This window comes from Paenibacillus sp. An7 (assembly GCF_009870785.1).
Classification (GTDB): Bacteria; Bacillota; Bacilli; order Paenibacillales; family Paenibacillaceae; genus Paenibacillus.
This window is the reverse complement of the sequence record NZ_WTWX01000038.1, coordinates 1-14,149: the sequence shown is the minus strand read 5'-3', so window position 1 is coordinate 14,149 and position 14,149 is coordinate 1. Positions and strand designations below refer to the sequence as shown.

Below are 14,149 nucleotides of genomic sequence, written 5' to 3'. Positions count from 1 at the left end.
TAGAACTTCAGCCTTCCAAGCTGATAGCGTGGGTTCGATTCCCATCACCCGCTTCTTTAAAAAAAGATCCATTCTGGTATTATCCCCTCCAAGTAGACACTCGAAAAAAGCCTCATGTTATCATGAGACATCGAGAGAACTTGGAGGGGATATTTTTTATGGCTAAAAAGGGACAAGTTTTTTAATCGTATACGGAGGAATTCAAATTAAGAGCAGTTCAATGCTACCTCGAGGGATCGACGAGTTATCAAGTCGTAGCAGACAAGTTGGGGATACGAAGCTGCACACAACTAAAAACGTGGGTGAGAAAATATCGAGATGGAGAGGTATTCGATACGCGTAAAGGTTCTGGCAGTCCCATGAAAGGACACCCTCGCACAACATTTTCAAGTATCGAAGAAGAAAGAGATTGAAAGAGATTATTTAAAAAAGCGGTATCCCAATCTGTTAAAGGAGACACACTTAGCAAAACTACGAAATCATTGAGGAACTAAGAGTTAGCTTTGTGGGAGGGGTACCGTCAGGAAAAATTCGGGTTTACAACGATAAGTAGTTGATACGAGGACTTATGAGACATTATGTAACCCTAAATTAACAGTGTTTGACTATGTACCAATAGGCTGAAAAAGGAAGTGTTATAGGTTTGTTAACCAAAAAAAATGTTTTGCGTATCATTTTAAGTATTATTCTCATAGGAATCATAGGAAGGACAGCAGCGGCAAATTCCCGCCGGTAAGATGCCAAAACCTTTTGACGAAGGTGACAGAACCGCAATTAACGATGAATTGGAAGCAGCAGCGTTCTATCTAACATTGCCTACAGAGCTACCGATCGCCCTATTGAAATGCATTTTACGCATGCTATGCATGATGAGCAGCGTCACCCTTCGTTGTTTCAGTTGATGCTTAGCAATGCAGGAATTTCAGTGGAATGCTTTCGGAATGGAGCTAAAATGAGCATGAAGTGTTTCTATCTACTGCCGACTAACTCGATTAGCGGTAACATTTTTTATTTCATAAGGTTTATAGTAACAGAATTGCTGATCTGAATGTCGATTAAAAAACGGAATAAAACGATAGATATTCATCATCGGCAATAGGACCCTGTCCTTGTCCTGAGCCAAGGAAAAGAACAGGGTCTCATAAAACAGAAACCCGCGCTGGGCGCGGGTTCATATTGGATTATGCTCTTGTCCATCGACAATAAAGTCAATGATTTTCTTATAAGCATTATATGCTGACTGATGTTCAATATGCAGCTCTTTGTCTTTCATAAAGTGATCCATCAGCAAAGATTCTCTTTTTATCAATTTCTGAATTTTCTCTTTTAGTTCACAAATCTTTGTAATATCCACTTCCTCATTTAAAGAATTTTCATGTGCAGATAATCCCATTTCTTTTATTAATAGAAATACACCTGAGTATGCTTCTAATGCTGAAGAGTGCTTTATATATAGTTCTTTATCGTCTTCAAACATTTTTAAGGAAGTATATTCTTCATACATTAAGTTTTCAACTTTCGTTATGAGACTATAAGCTATACTCATATCCTGAAACTCCTTTGATATAATAGCTCCTGTTCTTAAAAACAACCGCCCTTTTGGACGGTATTAGAAAGAGTCGAAACAATGGTGTAATACCAGTATTTCACCATTAGCTTTTCATTATACGACCACGGTCAGCTTAAAAGGTTACATGAGTATCAAAAAAATAAAAATCCGTATAATTGAGTTTTGACTTTATTCGTTTTATTATAGAAATCCATATATTTTTCAACCCATTTCGCGCAGTAAGATTTCATACTGAAAAAGAATAAATTATTGAACAAGTAAAGGTCACTTACTTTGTGCTGCAGCGTGAATGGATCGCCCAATACATATACCAAGAGAAGGGAGATTTTTAAACCTTTTTAAAACTTAAGTGGGGTTTTTTTGTAAGAAGATATAACTTATATTTTTTTCGATCATTAACCTAATGGGCAGGTTAATTTTAAATGAGATAAAGCACCCATTGAGAATAGAGTTTTAAAATGCTGAGCACAATAAACGAAAAACTCAAAGGTGATCCGTTTGAAAATAAAACGAAGCTTATGCATTTTAGTCTTAATCGGTATAGTCTTAGCAAACTCAACTTTAACTTCAGCATCAAATACAGGGTTTAGTGAAAGAGAAAAACAGCTTGAGGAAGCTCTATTACAACAGTTGCATTCTTCTATAGTGTCAGCACTCAAGAGTATTTACAAAACAGAATATATTATGATTGGATGCAAACGAATATCTTCAATAGATACACTTGTCACACTTAAAAATAAAGATAAAGAAAGCAAAAGCATAAGTGCAGATGCAACGCACGGAGGAAAATACTTTGAACTGACCATTAGCTTATGTGATGTAGGACCAAAAGAGGACTATGTTGAACTGTACTTCAAGAATGATACTGCAGGGGCTAATTACTATCTGGTAGACTATAAAATCACACCTAAAGATTGAACTAACGGGAAAACGATAGTTTAATTAGAAAAAGTAAGCAACCGATCAATAGACCGGTTGCTTTTTCTTTAACCTACTTGGCAGAATAGATTAATAGTAGGAAAAGTTTATTCACTAAATATTATGGAACTTTATTCCATTGAAGGCGTATAAATCAAGATAGATTAAGGAGATCTTAAATAATTTCGAGGAGGATTTTATAATGAGAAGAGGTTTAAAGTGGACTTTATGGAGCACCTCTACATTCGTAATTTCAGGTATAGTTCTAAACTTCTATTTAAACTATTTTACAATTGGATATGCCATGATAGGGGTACTCCTGCTTTTAATTTCAGGATGGGGATATCTTGTTCAAGCAAAGAATGATGTAAATATGGTTATGGACCAAAAGGAGAGAGGATCATACCAAGGAATCATTGAGCAATATACGCGATAGTAGACAACTTAACTAATGGAAGCGATATAACCAGAGTTTTGTCGTAAGACAAGACGGTTGCCGTTATTAAGATGAATAAGGCAAAAAAATGCGGTATATGTCTCGCATACATACTGATCTATAGAGGTTAGTACGTAATTTAAAACCAAAAGCTAATTAAACCAACCATAAAAAGGTGATGCTTATGTGGGTACATCCCTCGAATACTCAAATCAAAATGCTGAAGAAGAAGTTTAACAAGCTTTATACGCAACTATTACCAATTATAAATACATGGGATCCAATTGGTCTCGTTGGTGGTGGAGCACCTGATGATGAATATGACTGCATAACAGTTCAGTTAATTACTTTATTAGAACAAGGGAAAAGTCAAAATGATATTTATGAATTTGTTATTCATGAACTCGATGATCATTTTAGCATGGGAATTGACTCTATACCTAATGATTACAGGGAACAGTTTATAAAAAAACACAAAGAATTCAGCTCCGATTTAATCGATTGGTACATATCTTACAAAGGAAATACAGGCGAAATTGATTAAGCTAATTGTAAAACGATAGTTCAAGAAGAAAAAGCAACCGATAAATAGACCGGTTGCTTTTTCTTTAAGCTATTTGGGCATCGCCTCAGACTAATTAAGAGAAGGTTTGTTATTTATAAATAACTCAACCTTGCTATTCTCTCCTAATAATTCTAGCGAGCTTGTCTTTTTAAAATTTTTACTAGTTTTCTCAAGAATTTCAATGGCTTCAGAGTTATCCTTGTTAACCAAAATAACATTCTCTAGAACGACTGTCCATACTCCGTTTACTAATTTAACAGGTACATTGTAAGTTGGAAGCTTTCCAGATTGTGAGAAAGTTTGAGTAAGTTCTACTGAATACTCTTCTTCATTTATTTTATTTGCATTTCCTACTTTAAAGGAAAGTAAAAGATCTGCATTTTCAGCTGTTTCATTTACTATACTATTCTTTAGAATCTCATAAGATGCGGATACGATATCTAATTGTTCCTCTTCAGAACCCCACTTAATATCTGTAGTCAATTCTGCAAATGTTGTTGCATCTAGATTTTGAGCTGCACTATACGCCGTATTTATTGTTTCTAGAACTCTTTGTTCATCACTAGAAACACTTGCACTTGCTGTCCCACCAATAGCCCCCATTAATAAAGACATTGTTAAACCGATTTTCCAAAACTTTTTCATGATGTTTCCCCCTGATAAATCTAGCTGTGTTTTAGATCTAGAGATGGTTTTATTCACCAATAACTCTAGCTTATTAGATAATAATGGATATTAATATTAATATCAACAAAATACTTTACTTTTGTCTCAACATGAATATTTAGATCTATTTTTTATTCCCTTAGTTCTAGTTTAACAATATGGTCGATAGCAATAATTATGATTGCAAAAAATTAGAAGGTCTTACTACGAATCAAAATATTGGTTGAACTAACGGAAAAACGTTAGTTGAACACAGCAGGGAGCAGCTTACCAGTTGGCAGCTGCCCTTTTTGTTATGCAAACTGGGCAGTATAGCGTAATTAAGATTCATAGCGGAGAATCATCTGATTATGTTCGAGCATAGACCATACAGGACATCTGCCTTGAGAGATTTAAGAACGGTGAAAATTGAATTGGAAGGTAAGAGAGACGTGCGGCTTGGATTATCACACATTCAAACTATGACATTGTCTCGAGAAGTCGACGAATTGCACAACGAACTCATGCGTATTGAATGCAGTAAAAACCAAGGGAGCAATGTTGTTACGGTTGAAAGGGATTAATTATCTTTTCCTGCACGGCTGGTTCGGATTGGTACAGAAATAATTGATTGCCATCTTTCGTTTCTGGAACTCGGACAGGTGGAAGTGATCGTCGATCGTTTGGATTGTTTATGGAACATTACTATAATCAATTTGATATACAACCCTCTCTATCAAGATCCTCACTTGCTTTGCATCACTTAAGGGCTGATAATGCATTCCCCTCATAATCAACCATTCCTCGATCCCTCTAGGAACCGAGAACGAAAAGAAGGAACAACTGCTATAAAGGACCTGTATAATAACGAAATTATGTCTTATCAAATCAGTCGAAGAAATGATCTAAAGCTTGTAATGCTCCTTCACAAAGACAAGAAAAAAACAAAAAGTTGAAGGAATTCTCCTACATAGTGACCAAGGGGGTCCAGTATACCTCTCGCCAATATAACCAACGTCTTATAAGATACGGAATGATAGCTAGTATGTTGAGTAAAGGAAATTGATGAGAAAACGCATGTATGGATAACTTTTTTAGTCATTTTAAATCGGAGTGTTTTAATCTATACACTTTTCGTACTAGTAAGGAAGTAGAGCATGCCGTCCAACGGTACATCCATTTCTACAACCACCATCGTTTTCAACATCATTAAACAACCTAAGCCCGTATGAATATCGGACTCAGGTTGCTTAATGATGTTTTTAAATTACTGTCTACTTGACAGGGGGCAGTTCATATATTAAGGGGGTACTTTTTAGATATATTCTTATATTATACCAATCGGAATTATTTGGTGATTTAGACTTAAATTATTTGTTTCATTTAAAATAATCCGCAAGTCTATTTAAATTATAACCATCTTCAATTTCGTATCTGTTAAGTCGATTATTTGAATCTTGGGCATCATATATTTCTAAATTGTACTCATCTAAAAAAGTGATTCCAAACCTTTCCTGCCGATTTACTTGTATCAGTACATCATAGCGGTACTCTGTCCTTGGGATATATTCGTTATATTTTTCTAATAATTCTATATTGTTAAGATTATTTATTAGAGAACTTATTTCGTTCGATTCAGAAATAATTACTTCTTCACGATATAAAGTGCCATAAGCTATTCGAGAAATCTTGATCTCGTTAATATCCTCTTTTTGTATTTGTTTAGATACTAATTTGGGAAATGAAGTGTTATTTTGAAATGAGTACACTGAAAAAATTACAATAAATATAAATAAAATGGATATACCTATTGCTAACATTCTACGTTTGTTTTTCATTTAACTCACTCCCTCGTTTTAATCTGTTAATTAGTGGTACTCATCTAAAGTATTTATTGATAAGAAATAGGCTAATTGGTTACAGCATCCTGAGAACACATTGTAATATATGTTCTAATTAAAATCGATCATTATATACTTTTTTTACTTTTTTTGTTTTATTCGCTACTTTTATGGAATAATAGCGTCTAAGTAAATAGAGGGTCCAAATTATCTAGTAAATAGGAGGTAAACTATTGAAGAAAAAAATTGCACTACTCTTAGCCGCATCCTCTATGATGGGTGCATTGTTTATTGGGGATTCTATTATTAGGAATGATGTCGCTTTAGCTGATCCTATTGTTAGTCCTCAAGCAGTTAGTCCTTCTGATACAGATTTAATTTCTATGTGGATGGTTGATGATTCTGGAGCTCGTATTTATACACCTGTTAGTGTTACTACAAACGTTCAAATAAATGCGACAACTTCTGGATCGAACTGGGTTGCCACTAGAAGGGAATTAGTTAGTTCCACACATAAGAATGCCTTTTTAGCTTATCCGAATGCAACATGGGGAGCAGGAACGTTAGAGCTTAGAGGGGGGAATGTCTCCCTACCGAAAAAAGGTGCATATATAGGTCATACTGAACTTAGATATTCGGGTAAATACAATGACGCTCGACAGACATATAGCTCTACATCTGCTCCTGCAGCTGGTTCTACTGTATTCTATGGAGGATTTGGATCTTTTCAACTTGATAACACGGCTTGGGTTAATTTCAACTGGTAAGGAGGAGTATAAATGAAAAAGAATAATAAGTTGATCGTATCTTTAGGAATTTTATTAGCAGGTGTCTTTACGTTTGGGGCTTTATCATCTTCTGCAATTGATCCTCTTACTTCAGATCTTAATCGAATCAAAATTAATACTGAAATTAATAATAAAGCCGAGGAAAAGGTATTGGTACAGGTCGGGAACCAAGAAATTACGAATACGGATGTTTTAAACTATAAAGAGTATAATCGTACTTCCCAATCAAATTTTACTGATTCCGAAGTTCTTGAACACATGATTAAAGAAGAGTTGTTCTTGCAATTAGCTGAGAAAGAGGGGGTATCAGCAACTTTAGATGAAGGAAGACAGGAAGCCAAAAAAATGAAAGATTTATTAAGTCAACAGCCTATAGAAGTACAGGAAACTCATAAAAAGTTTATTGCTGCTGATGGAGTTACTGAAGATGAGCACTGGAAAAAAGTCGCACCACCTCTTTATCAGGAACTCTTATCAAAGCAAAACCTAGCCGAAAAGTTACTGAATGATCAAGTAGTTCTTTTAAAGGAATCTTCCGATATTGCTTTAGTCTTAAACCAATATAAAGAACAATTGTATAAATCGTCACTTTCAGATGGTACAGTCAAAATAATGGATAAAAGCATAGATCTGAATGAATAGAAGCTGGAGTTTTTTCTCACTCTCACTTTTTAATACCAGAACTCAAAAGATCAATAATACAGCAAGGCAGCCGTCTTGATATATGCTCCCCCTACGGTAGACAGGTTAAAAAATAAACCTTTCTGCAAGGGGGAGCTTTTCATGTCTAGAGGAAAATATAACGCTCTAGAGAAACTCGTTATTCTTGAAGAGGTCTCTAGTACCATACGGAGAGAATCCAGATACCTGTCCAGTTTATGCTATTAATAAGTGGTTAGAAGCAGCCAATATATCAGAAGGAGCTGTATTTAGATCCATTAATAGGCATGGGCAAGATCCCATGAATGGAATAACGAAGTAGGATACAATGTAGATGTTGATTCGTTAAAAACTTATAATATCAAATTAACCCCGTTTAAAGAATGGGCACAGAAATATAAAGACAAGATTAATATCGGTTAGTACCCTACTGGAAAACACAATAACACGAAAAATCCTCATCATAAAACAAAAAGATGAGGATTTTTATTATACGGTTTAATATATTATGTTTTGTTATTTGGGACAGTACTAAGCTCCCTCGAAATGATTTGATTACCTCACCCAGGCTCATGAATTCGCAGGATTTCTCCTTAGTCAAATTGAGAAAAATGAAAGAATAGGAGAAGCATGTAGCCGAGGCGACGTAAAAGGGCATGCGGAAACAAAGGTATTTACCTAATACCCATAACATTCCATATATGCGCACGTCTCAACTTCGCCTTAGCAATTCTCACTCCCAAGTCTAACGGTAAAACGTTAGTTCAAAAACAGAATGGAGCGGTTTGCCACTGGGCACCTACTCCATTCTGTAAGCTAACGGGGTTATGATTAGTTAAAAATAATTGGGGATTAATGTGTAGTTTAGGCCTGGAATTGAATATAATACTATACATTGATATATTCATAAGTGTAACAAAATATATGCGGTTTATCGTACAGAGGCGAATTGATTTGATCCTGAAAAGGTGATGATTGATTCGTTTTTGTTTTATCGGGAAAACAGACCTGTTAAACCTGTTTCGTTACAGCAAAGTTTAGACCACATTTTTATTCTCATGTGGTTTTTGACGTTAAAAATGTGTCTTTTCAGGTTAGGATTGTGAAGATATCAGAAATTTGAAAGCAGTCGTTTGTTGGACTAAGGAGAATATCTAGTTTCCATCCAAGATATTAGTATTAAGTAGTAAGTATTTCAAAGTAAGTGCCTCAAATCTTAGTTATCCTTCGCATTTAAACTCGCAAACCCCGCGCATATAATATTCGCCCTTCACTTTTATGCTATCCTCAGTAATCCTCTCGATCACACCTCTTCCATAGAGCTTCTTATTAAAGTATATAAAGATGGGTTTAGCCTCCATCTTCGCCGTGTATAACTGGTCATCCGCAGTCAGTGTCTTCATAGAATGTCTGTTTTGCAATATCATCGTGCTCCTTTTATGAAATTTTTGGGATGATTTAGACATAATAGTGCACTATCCCTGTTTAATTATTTTTACATTTCTTGTTAATTATATCGTCTGATTAACCGATATTTTTAATAGATGTAAAAATAATACATAAAAGGAGTCAGTAAGAAAGATGAAATTGAAAAGAGTAACTGTTTTGCTATCCGCATTTTTATTACTCAGTAGTTCGGTGGCTTTCGCAGCTAACACGCAAACGGTCAAGGCGACGGTTTCGAATCTCAAGTACACGCTTAATGGGAAAAACTGGACCGCTAAAACCACTGCAAAGCCAGTTGTCATTAACGGTACGACATACTTGCCGGTTGGTGTAGTAAAGGAAGCGACGAAAACAAACATTACCGTGGATTCGAAGACTGGCAAGATTAATATCGGGGAGAAGGGCGCAAAGACACCGTTCCAACAAGTAAGTTTTGATTATGATGACTTCAGTAATACAAGAAATAAGAGTCATACAAATATCGAGGGCAAAGAATACAAAGAAGTGCTGTATACCAAATTTACTGCTTTTGCTCATGATTACTCCACACCAGATAAGAAATATCAAACTTTGCATCTAGATCTATTTGCTCCAAAAGAAACGGTCGAAGTAACTGTATTCGAAGATTTAATCGATGATAGAAGTTTAGGGAATGTCTCTGTCGAACCAGGAAAGGTAACATCATTAGAAGTTAACGTAACAGATGTTAAAAAGATTATGATTAGCCTCAAGAACTTCGATAACGGTGAACATGAATTTGTAATTTTGCCAACCTCATATTACAAATAAAGTACATAATCATTGAGGTCATTTCTTAGTATAGGTGTATAACGCGTAAGGTCCTATTTTAGCGGCTTTTTTCATTGTAATCTTATGGTATAGCCAGTTAAGCGTGTAGAGATGAGTAAGGTTTGTAGGGGAGTTCAATCCGTACTCTTCGTTACAGTTTTTGCCGAATAATATCCAATATATTGAAGAAAAAGGACAATAGAGTTATAGTCTATACTGTAGAAAGGAAGTGTTAGTATTAATATCAAGAAGGTATTTGTGGCTATTTTATCTCTTGGGCTTATTATTGGACCAACGATAGGATCAACTGGCGTAGCAGAAGCAAAAGAAAAAGTAGTTACATATAAAAACTGCACAGAGCTGAATAAGGTGTATAAAGGCGGCGTAGCTCGTTCATCATCAACCAAAAATAAAGGTGGAAAAACAAAATATAAACCTCATGTTTCTAAAGCTCTATATGAAGCCAATATAAAAAGTGATAGAGACAAAGACGGTATAGCCTGCGAAAAATAAGTAGATTGATTAGTAATAGACTCTTCTCATGTTGAAGGGTCTATTTTATATTGCGGGTTAGCGTTGCAAAATCACTTATAAGCGGCCATGTCAATTTTTAACTTACCTTTTCTTGTGATTTATAGAATAATGACAGGTGCAATAAGTAATTTAAGTATGGGGGATTCTCTACGGGCACCACACGAAATCTAATAGGAGATGAAGAAGCACAGAATTTCCTTTGTGTAGCTGGTAGGGATGTTTTGGAAAGGTATAATTTTATAGAACGGGTGGAATCTTTGGAGACGGAAGTCCCAGAGGATCTACAGAGTGGTGTAATGTGTATCGGGGAGAATATTTACAAAGGTAAATCACAAAAAGCATACCTTAGTAATGATATTGAATTTAGAAATCTCCTCACATTGTTAATAGGACCCAGTAGGGCAGGGAAAAGTACATTAATCAGCAATTTATGTGTTGATGCTATTGAAAATGGAGAATGTTGCATAATTTTTGATTTCATCGAAACATGTCAGATGAGTGATGAGGTTGCAAAGTGTTTTCCCAAAGACAAGGTGTTAGAAATCAGATGTGACAATATAGAAGCTTTACAAGGCTTAGGCTATAACGAAGTGAATTCTGGTAATTCAGACACTCCATTTAAACAATATGAAAATGCAAAACGTCAAACCACTAACTTATTAACCTTGATAAATTCGATCAATGCTGACGACAGCCGATTAAGTCCTAAAATGGAACGATATTTAGAATCAGCTAGTTTAATCGCCTTTATCAACAATGGAAGTATCAAAGACGTGTTTGGAGTGCTCCAAAATCACAAAATACGTGGAAGATTCATACACAATGTTCCAAGGCATCAACTTGAGTTCTTGGAGGAGTATATTGAAAATCTACGTGAATTAGATGATTACAATAAGCAGGATATAGTTGAGGGAACTAAGACTAATCTAATCATAGGAATTCTTGATCGACTAAACGTACTAAAAAGAAATAGCTACACAGAACTAATGCTTAAAAAGGATACATCCAATAACATAGATTTTGTTGAAGAGATGCAGAAGAACCAATTGATTACGATCAAGCTCCCTCAACACATGTTCACTGTGGAGTCAGAAAAGGACACTATGGTCTTATACTTTCTCACGAAAGTATGGTTGGCAGCACAGATTAGAGCTGAACAAATAAAGGATAAATCGAAAAGAGTTAAGGTAAATATCGTTATCGATGAACTTTATCAGTGCAATCATTCTGAAAAGTTTCTTACCAGTAAACTGTCTCAAATGTCTAAATTTATACTCAAATCGATCATCAGTTGCCATTATCTCCTTCAACTCAAAATAATGAGAGATGAGCTCCGCAGTGCCAATGCATCTTATATTATTATCGCAGGTTCCGATAAGAAAAATTTCGATGAATTAAAAAGCGAATTACATCCTTTCACTGAAGAAGATTTGATGAATTTACCTCGTTATCATGCTCTGAATTACGTGAAGAATGTAAATGGCTATGCACGTTTTATAACTAAATTGCCTGGAGATGCCTCCAAAAGAAAAAGACCATCAACTGAATGATGGTCTACTCTTTATTCTTCTGATGCAGATATAATGTCCTTAATATAAATCCATTTCCAATCATCTTCTGCAGTTAAAAATTTAATTTCACGTTTATAAGTGTTTAAAGCAACTACTATACCTGTAATTTCTTTATCCTCGTATGGATCGAATAAGACAAGCTTTATTTTTTCTCTTCTATTATACGAACGCACAATTTCATACTCTATTCGTTGTATTTCCTGATCGTCTAAAGTTGGTTTAAATCTTGCTAATTTAGTGTTCGCCATTCTTATCCAGGCATCTCTGTGTTCAGGCAATATCATACGTGAGCTCTCAAACAATCCATTATCAAATAGTTTTTTCGCCATAATTAATACTCCGTCCAATAATCTATAGTTCCATGTGGAGATGTGTAAGTTCTTGGTCTATTGCTTTCATCTTCCCACTCTTTTAATAAGATAATATTCTCCAGTGTAGATTTATCTTCCCACAATATAAACTCCTCTGATTCAAGCAGAAGTAGCGCTTCTTTTATACGACTAGTACTCTGTCCTGTTTTAATCTCCAGCTCCCGTATAGTTGGAGTTCTTCCACGTTGGCTTATGTAGTTGTATAGAATCCTATGCACTTTCCGTTCATAGTCAGGTAACATGTTGCATCACTCCTATAAGAACATTTGTTTGCTTTGTTTATTATAACCAAACATCCGTTCCTATATCAATGTATTTTATTGCTATTTGATTTCAAATCGTTTTTTTGATAAATCACATCTTCCAAATGCTCACTTATGCTCCCTTATACTCCCGTTTCCTCACTCGTTATTATCATAAAACACGCATTTTATTCAATGAATAATTGAGCAGTGTCATATTTACAAACTAAAAAGACGGCACCGGTTATAGTAACGTCTTTTTGATAGATTAATATTTATTTATTATTATTTACTCTTTATGCTTATAAGCCCCTCCAGTACTTCCGTTCTGTTTTATTTCACCGTCTTCTTCTAATTTGTAAGCATATAATTTGTCAAGTTCATCTGAGAATTCAACAAAGGTTTCATAGCCGGAAGATTTCGGCATCTTTTTAGCTTCAATACTAGCTATATCGCTCTCAGAATAACCTTTGTCCTCAATCAAGTACTTCATTACTCTTTCCTCGTTATATGCGACAATTTCTGGATCACTCTTTGGTGGAGTATTAAGAGAGTACAGAGTAAAAACAACAAAACCAATTGCAATGCATACAAGACCAAAAATGGTCCATGCGCTAATTAATCCTAATTTTTTCAAATAAATTTCCCCTTCAGTTTTTTTATTAATAAAATATTAATCTTTTCCAATAAAAGTATACCAAAATTCATATTAATATAATATACTAATTTAATACAATGTAGAGGAGCAATTATTAATATGAAGAAAATTAAACTATTAACTGGATTTATGGTGTTTATTGTTTTGTTAGGCTCTTATGCACCGCAAAGTTTTGCAGATGAACTTCCAATCGGTAATTACGGATTTACACAAGAAGAAAATAATATGTATTCGCAATTTTACACACCTGAAGAAATTAAAGAGATGGAACAGCAGTTTAACTCTATAATGAAAGATATAGAAAGTAGAGGAGCAGTTGTCACTGCAGATGAATATATTAATGGTGGCTCTCGTGCAGGAAGCTATAATGGAATTGTAGCTCGTTCAGGTGATATCTTGGTAGCTAAGAAGAATGGAGGACCTAAACCTGCTAATTGGGTAGGACATGCAGCAATAGTTACTAATGCTGGATCAAGTATTACACATTTCCCAGGTGTAGGAATTGACCCTAAAGAAGAACCTTTGAAAGTATTCTTTGAACAGAATAGCGAAATTTATGTATTAAGACATAATGACTATAATGCCTCTATCGTATTATGAGGTCAACCAGTTCTTTCTGGTTGATCCTTTTTTCATTAGCTTTAAGAATTAAGGTAGCCGGGTCGAACGTACCTGCCCGTGGGACTTGATCCCGAGAGCTATAATGTTCACCCCTACTTGTCATGACCATGATTGAGGCTGGTTGGGACATAGATCCCGTATAACAAGCGATGCTATGGAGCGACAAGAGGGAATCACAGGGGATGCCGGTAAATCTAAATTAGGAAGGTGCATTTTAATGAATCCAGTGATTGGCCTGGATATTTCTAAAGATGAAAGCCATGGACAAGCCTTTTTAAAGCGAGGCAAACCGTACAGAGGGACGTTTCAATTTGAACATACCCAAGAAGGTTTGACGAAGTTACTTCAAGTTATTCAGGATGTTGAACATGCTGCTGGACTACGTCCTACACTACTTCTCGAGGCGACTGGGCATTACCAGAGTCCGGTTGTTCAGTTTTTAGAGGAGCATCATTATTTGTACATTGTCATTAATCCGCTCATCTCAAATCGGC

The 14,149-nt window shown here is 35.3% G+C and carries 18 protein-coding genes and 1 pseudogene; 12 read left to right on the top strand and 7 right to left on the bottom strand.

Going from position 1 to position 14,149, the window contains the following annotated elements:
• Nucleotides 1–248: 248 nt before the first annotated feature.
• Nucleotides 249–413: pseudogene (locus GQY27_RS20535) on the top strand (hypothetical protein); the annotation flags it as partial.
• A gap of 758 nt (nucleotides 414–1,171) precedes the next feature.
• Here the strand turns inward: GQY27_RS20535 and GQY27_RS20530 are convergent.
• Nucleotides 1,172–1,546, bottom strand: a complete 375-nt coding sequence (locus tag GQY27_RS20530) for a hypothetical protein (protein WP_160037126.1) — start codon at nucleotides 1,544–1,546, stop codon at nucleotides 1,172–1,174.
• Nucleotides 1,547–2,068: 522 nt separating this feature from the next.
• On the opposite strand from GQY27_RS20530, the gene GQY27_RS20525 reads away from it, so the two are divergent.
• The 3 genes from GQY27_RS20525 to GQY27_RS20515 all read left to right on the top strand — a co-directional run bounded on the left by GQY27_RS20525 (nucleotide 2,069) and on the right by GQY27_RS20515 (nucleotide 3,468).
• A complete protein-coding gene (locus GQY27_RS20525) occupies nucleotides 2,069–2,488 on the top strand; it encodes a hypothetical protein (RefSeq protein WP_160037125.1) in 420 nt (139 codons plus the stop codon).
• Nucleotides 2,489–2,690: 202 nt separating this feature from the next.
• Complete coding sequence (locus tag GQY27_RS20520; RefSeq protein ID WP_160037124.1) at nucleotides 2,691–2,924, top strand: hypothetical protein; 234 nt, start codon at nucleotides 2,691–2,693, stop codon at nucleotides 2,922–2,924.
• Between the two features lie 184 nt (nucleotides 2,925–3,108).
• On the top strand, nucleotides 3,109–3,468 hold the full coding sequence (locus tag GQY27_RS20515) for a hypothetical protein (protein WP_160037123.1): 360 nt from the start codon (nucleotides 3,109–3,111) through the stop codon (nucleotides 3,466–3,468).
• A gap of 90 nt (nucleotides 3,469–3,558) precedes the next feature.
• Here GQY27_RS20515 and GQY27_RS20510 read toward each other — a convergent pair whose 3' ends face one another.
• Nucleotides 3,559–4,134, bottom strand: coding sequence for a hypothetical protein (locus GQY27_RS20510; RefSeq protein WP_160037122.1), 576 nt, complete (start codon nucleotides 4,132–4,134; stop codon nucleotides 3,559–3,561).
• Between the two features lie 1,081 nt (nucleotides 4,135–5,215).
• Between GQY27_RS20510 and GQY27_RS22140 the strand changes: the two genes are divergently transcribed.
• Nucleotides 5,216–5,347, top strand: a complete 132-nt coding sequence (locus GQY27_RS22140; RefSeq protein WP_160037121.1) for an IS3 family transposase — start codon at nucleotides 5,216–5,218, stop codon at nucleotides 5,345–5,347.
• A gap of 166 nt (nucleotides 5,348–5,513) precedes the next feature.
• On the opposite strand, the gene GQY27_RS20500 is transcribed toward GQY27_RS22140, so the two are convergent.
• On the bottom strand, nucleotides 5,514–5,972 hold the full coding sequence (locus GQY27_RS20500; protein ID WP_160037120.1) for a hypothetical protein: 459 nt from the start codon (nucleotides 5,970–5,972) through the stop codon (nucleotides 5,514–5,516).
• Nucleotides 5,973–6,208: 236 nt separating this feature from the next.
• Here GQY27_RS20500 and GQY27_RS20495 point away from each other — a divergent pair, with 236 nt between their 5' ends.
• Both GQY27_RS20495 and GQY27_RS20490 read left to right on the top strand, forming a co-directional pair.
• Complete coding sequence (locus GQY27_RS20495; protein ID WP_160037119.1) at nucleotides 6,209–6,742, top strand: hypothetical protein; 534 nt, start codon at nucleotides 6,209–6,211, stop codon at nucleotides 6,740–6,742.
• A gap of 12 nt (nucleotides 6,743–6,754) precedes the next feature.
• Nucleotides 6,755–7,405: a SurA N-terminal domain-containing protein gene (locus tag GQY27_RS20490; protein ID WP_160037118.1), complete on the top strand. Its 651-nt coding sequence runs from the start codon at nucleotides 6,755–6,757 to the stop codon at nucleotides 7,403–7,405.
• Between the two features lie 1,238 nt (nucleotides 7,406–8,643).
• Here GQY27_RS20490 and GQY27_RS20485 read toward each other — a convergent pair.
• Nucleotides 8,644–8,844: a hypothetical protein gene (locus tag GQY27_RS20485; RefSeq protein WP_160037117.1), complete on the bottom strand. Its 201-nt coding sequence runs from the start codon at nucleotides 8,842–8,844 to the stop codon at nucleotides 8,644–8,646.
• Nucleotides 8,845–9,004: 160 nt separating this feature from the next.
• Between GQY27_RS20485 and GQY27_RS20480 the strand changes: the two genes are divergently transcribed.
• The 3 genes from GQY27_RS20480 to GQY27_RS20470 all read left to right on the top strand — a co-directional run bounded on the left by GQY27_RS20480 (nucleotide 9,005) and on the right by GQY27_RS20470 (nucleotide 11,742).
• A complete protein-coding gene (locus GQY27_RS20480; RefSeq protein ID WP_160037116.1) occupies nucleotides 9,005–9,658 on the top strand; it encodes a stalk domain-containing protein in 654 nt (217 codons plus the stop codon).
• A 243-nt stretch (nucleotides 9,659–9,901) separates the two neighbouring features.
• Nucleotides 9,902–10,171 carry an excalibur calcium-binding domain-containing protein gene (locus tag GQY27_RS20475; protein ID WP_160037127.1) on the top strand — a complete coding sequence of 90 codons (270 nt, stop codon included), beginning with the start codon at nucleotides 9,902–9,904 and terminating at the stop codon, nucleotides 10,169–10,171.
• Nucleotides 10,172–10,449: 278 nt separating this feature from the next.
• A complete protein-coding gene (locus tag GQY27_RS20470; RefSeq protein WP_160037115.1) occupies nucleotides 10,450–11,742 on the top strand; it encodes a type IV secretory system conjugative DNA transfer family protein in 1,293 nt (430 codons plus the stop codon).
• Nucleotides 11,743–11,753: 11 nt separating this feature from the next.
• Here the strand turns inward: GQY27_RS20470 and GQY27_RS20465 are convergent, their stop codons facing one another.
• From GQY27_RS20465 to GQY27_RS20455, 3 genes are all read right to left on the bottom strand, one after another.
• Nucleotides 11,754–12,092: a YolD-like family protein gene (locus tag GQY27_RS20465; RefSeq protein WP_160037114.1), complete on the bottom strand. Its 339-nt coding sequence runs from the start codon at nucleotides 12,090–12,092 to the stop codon at nucleotides 11,754–11,756.
• Nucleotides 12,093–12,094: 2 nt separating this feature from the next.
• Nucleotides 12,095–12,376, bottom strand: coding sequence for a hypothetical protein (locus GQY27_RS20460; protein WP_201450770.1), 282 nt, complete (start codon nucleotides 12,374–12,376; stop codon nucleotides 12,095–12,097).
• 289 nt (nucleotides 12,377–12,665) lie between these two features.
• Nucleotides 12,666–13,013 (bottom strand): DUF3139 domain-containing protein, encoded by a 348-nt coding sequence (locus GQY27_RS20455; protein ID WP_160037113.1) that lies wholly within the window; start codon nucleotides 13,011–13,013, stop codon nucleotides 12,666–12,668.
• A gap of 120 nt (nucleotides 13,014–13,133) precedes the next feature.
• Between GQY27_RS20455 and GQY27_RS20450 the strand changes: the two genes are divergently transcribed.
• Both GQY27_RS20450 and GQY27_RS20445 read left to right on the top strand, forming a co-directional pair.
• Nucleotides 13,134–13,634 carry a hypothetical protein gene (locus GQY27_RS20450; protein WP_160037112.1) on the top strand — a complete coding sequence of 167 codons (501 nt, stop codon included), beginning with the start codon at nucleotides 13,134–13,136 and terminating at the stop codon, nucleotides 13,632–13,634.
• A 238-nt stretch (nucleotides 13,635–13,872) separates the two neighbouring features.
• Nucleotides 13,873–14,149 (top strand): IS110 family transposase (locus GQY27_RS20445; protein WP_160037111.1); only part of this gene is annotated, 277 nt, incomplete at its 3' end.

Bases quoted from the DNA above. Each gene is read 5' to 3' on its own strand.
- GQY27_RS20530 (WP_160037126.1), bottom strand. From the start codon at position 1,546: ATGAGTATAGCTTATAGTCTCATAACGAAAGTTGAAAACTTAATGTAT.
- GQY27_RS20520 (WP_160037124.1), top strand. From the start codon at position 2,691: ATGAGAAGAGGTTTAAAGTGGACTTTATGGAGCACCTCTACATTCGTA.
- GQY27_RS20515 (WP_160037123.1), top strand. From the start codon at position 3,109: ATGTGGGTACATCCCTCGAATACTCAAATCAAAATGCTGAAGAAGAAG.
- GQY27_RS20510 (WP_160037122.1), bottom strand. From the start codon at position 4,134: ATGAAAAAGTTTTGGAAAATCGGTTTAACAATGTCTTTATTAATGGGG.
- GQY27_RS22140 (WP_160037121.1), top strand. From the start codon at position 5,216: ATGGATAACTTTTTTAGTCATTTTAAATCGGAGTGTTTTAATCTATAC.
- GQY27_RS20500 (WP_160037120.1), bottom strand. From the start codon at position 5,972: ATGAAAAACAAACGTAGAATGTTAGCAATAGGTATATCCATTTTATTT.
- GQY27_RS20490 (WP_160037118.1), top strand. From the start codon at position 6,755: ATGAAAAAGAATAATAAGTTGATCGTATCTTTAGGAATTTTATTAGCA.
- GQY27_RS20480 (WP_160037116.1), top strand. From the start codon at position 9,005: ATGAAATTGAAAAGAGTAACTGTTTTGCTATCCGCATTTTTATTACTC.
- GQY27_RS20465 (WP_160037114.1), bottom strand. From the start codon at position 12,092: ATGGCGAAAAAACTATTTGATAATGGATTGTTTGAGAGCTCACGTATG.
- GQY27_RS20460 (WP_201450770.1), bottom strand. From the start codon at position 12,376: ATGTTACCTGACTATGAACGGAAAGTGCATAGGATTCTATACAACTAC.
- GQY27_RS20450 (WP_160037112.1), top strand. From the start codon at position 13,134: ATGAAGAAAATTAAACTATTAACTGGATTTATGGTGTTTATTGTTTTG.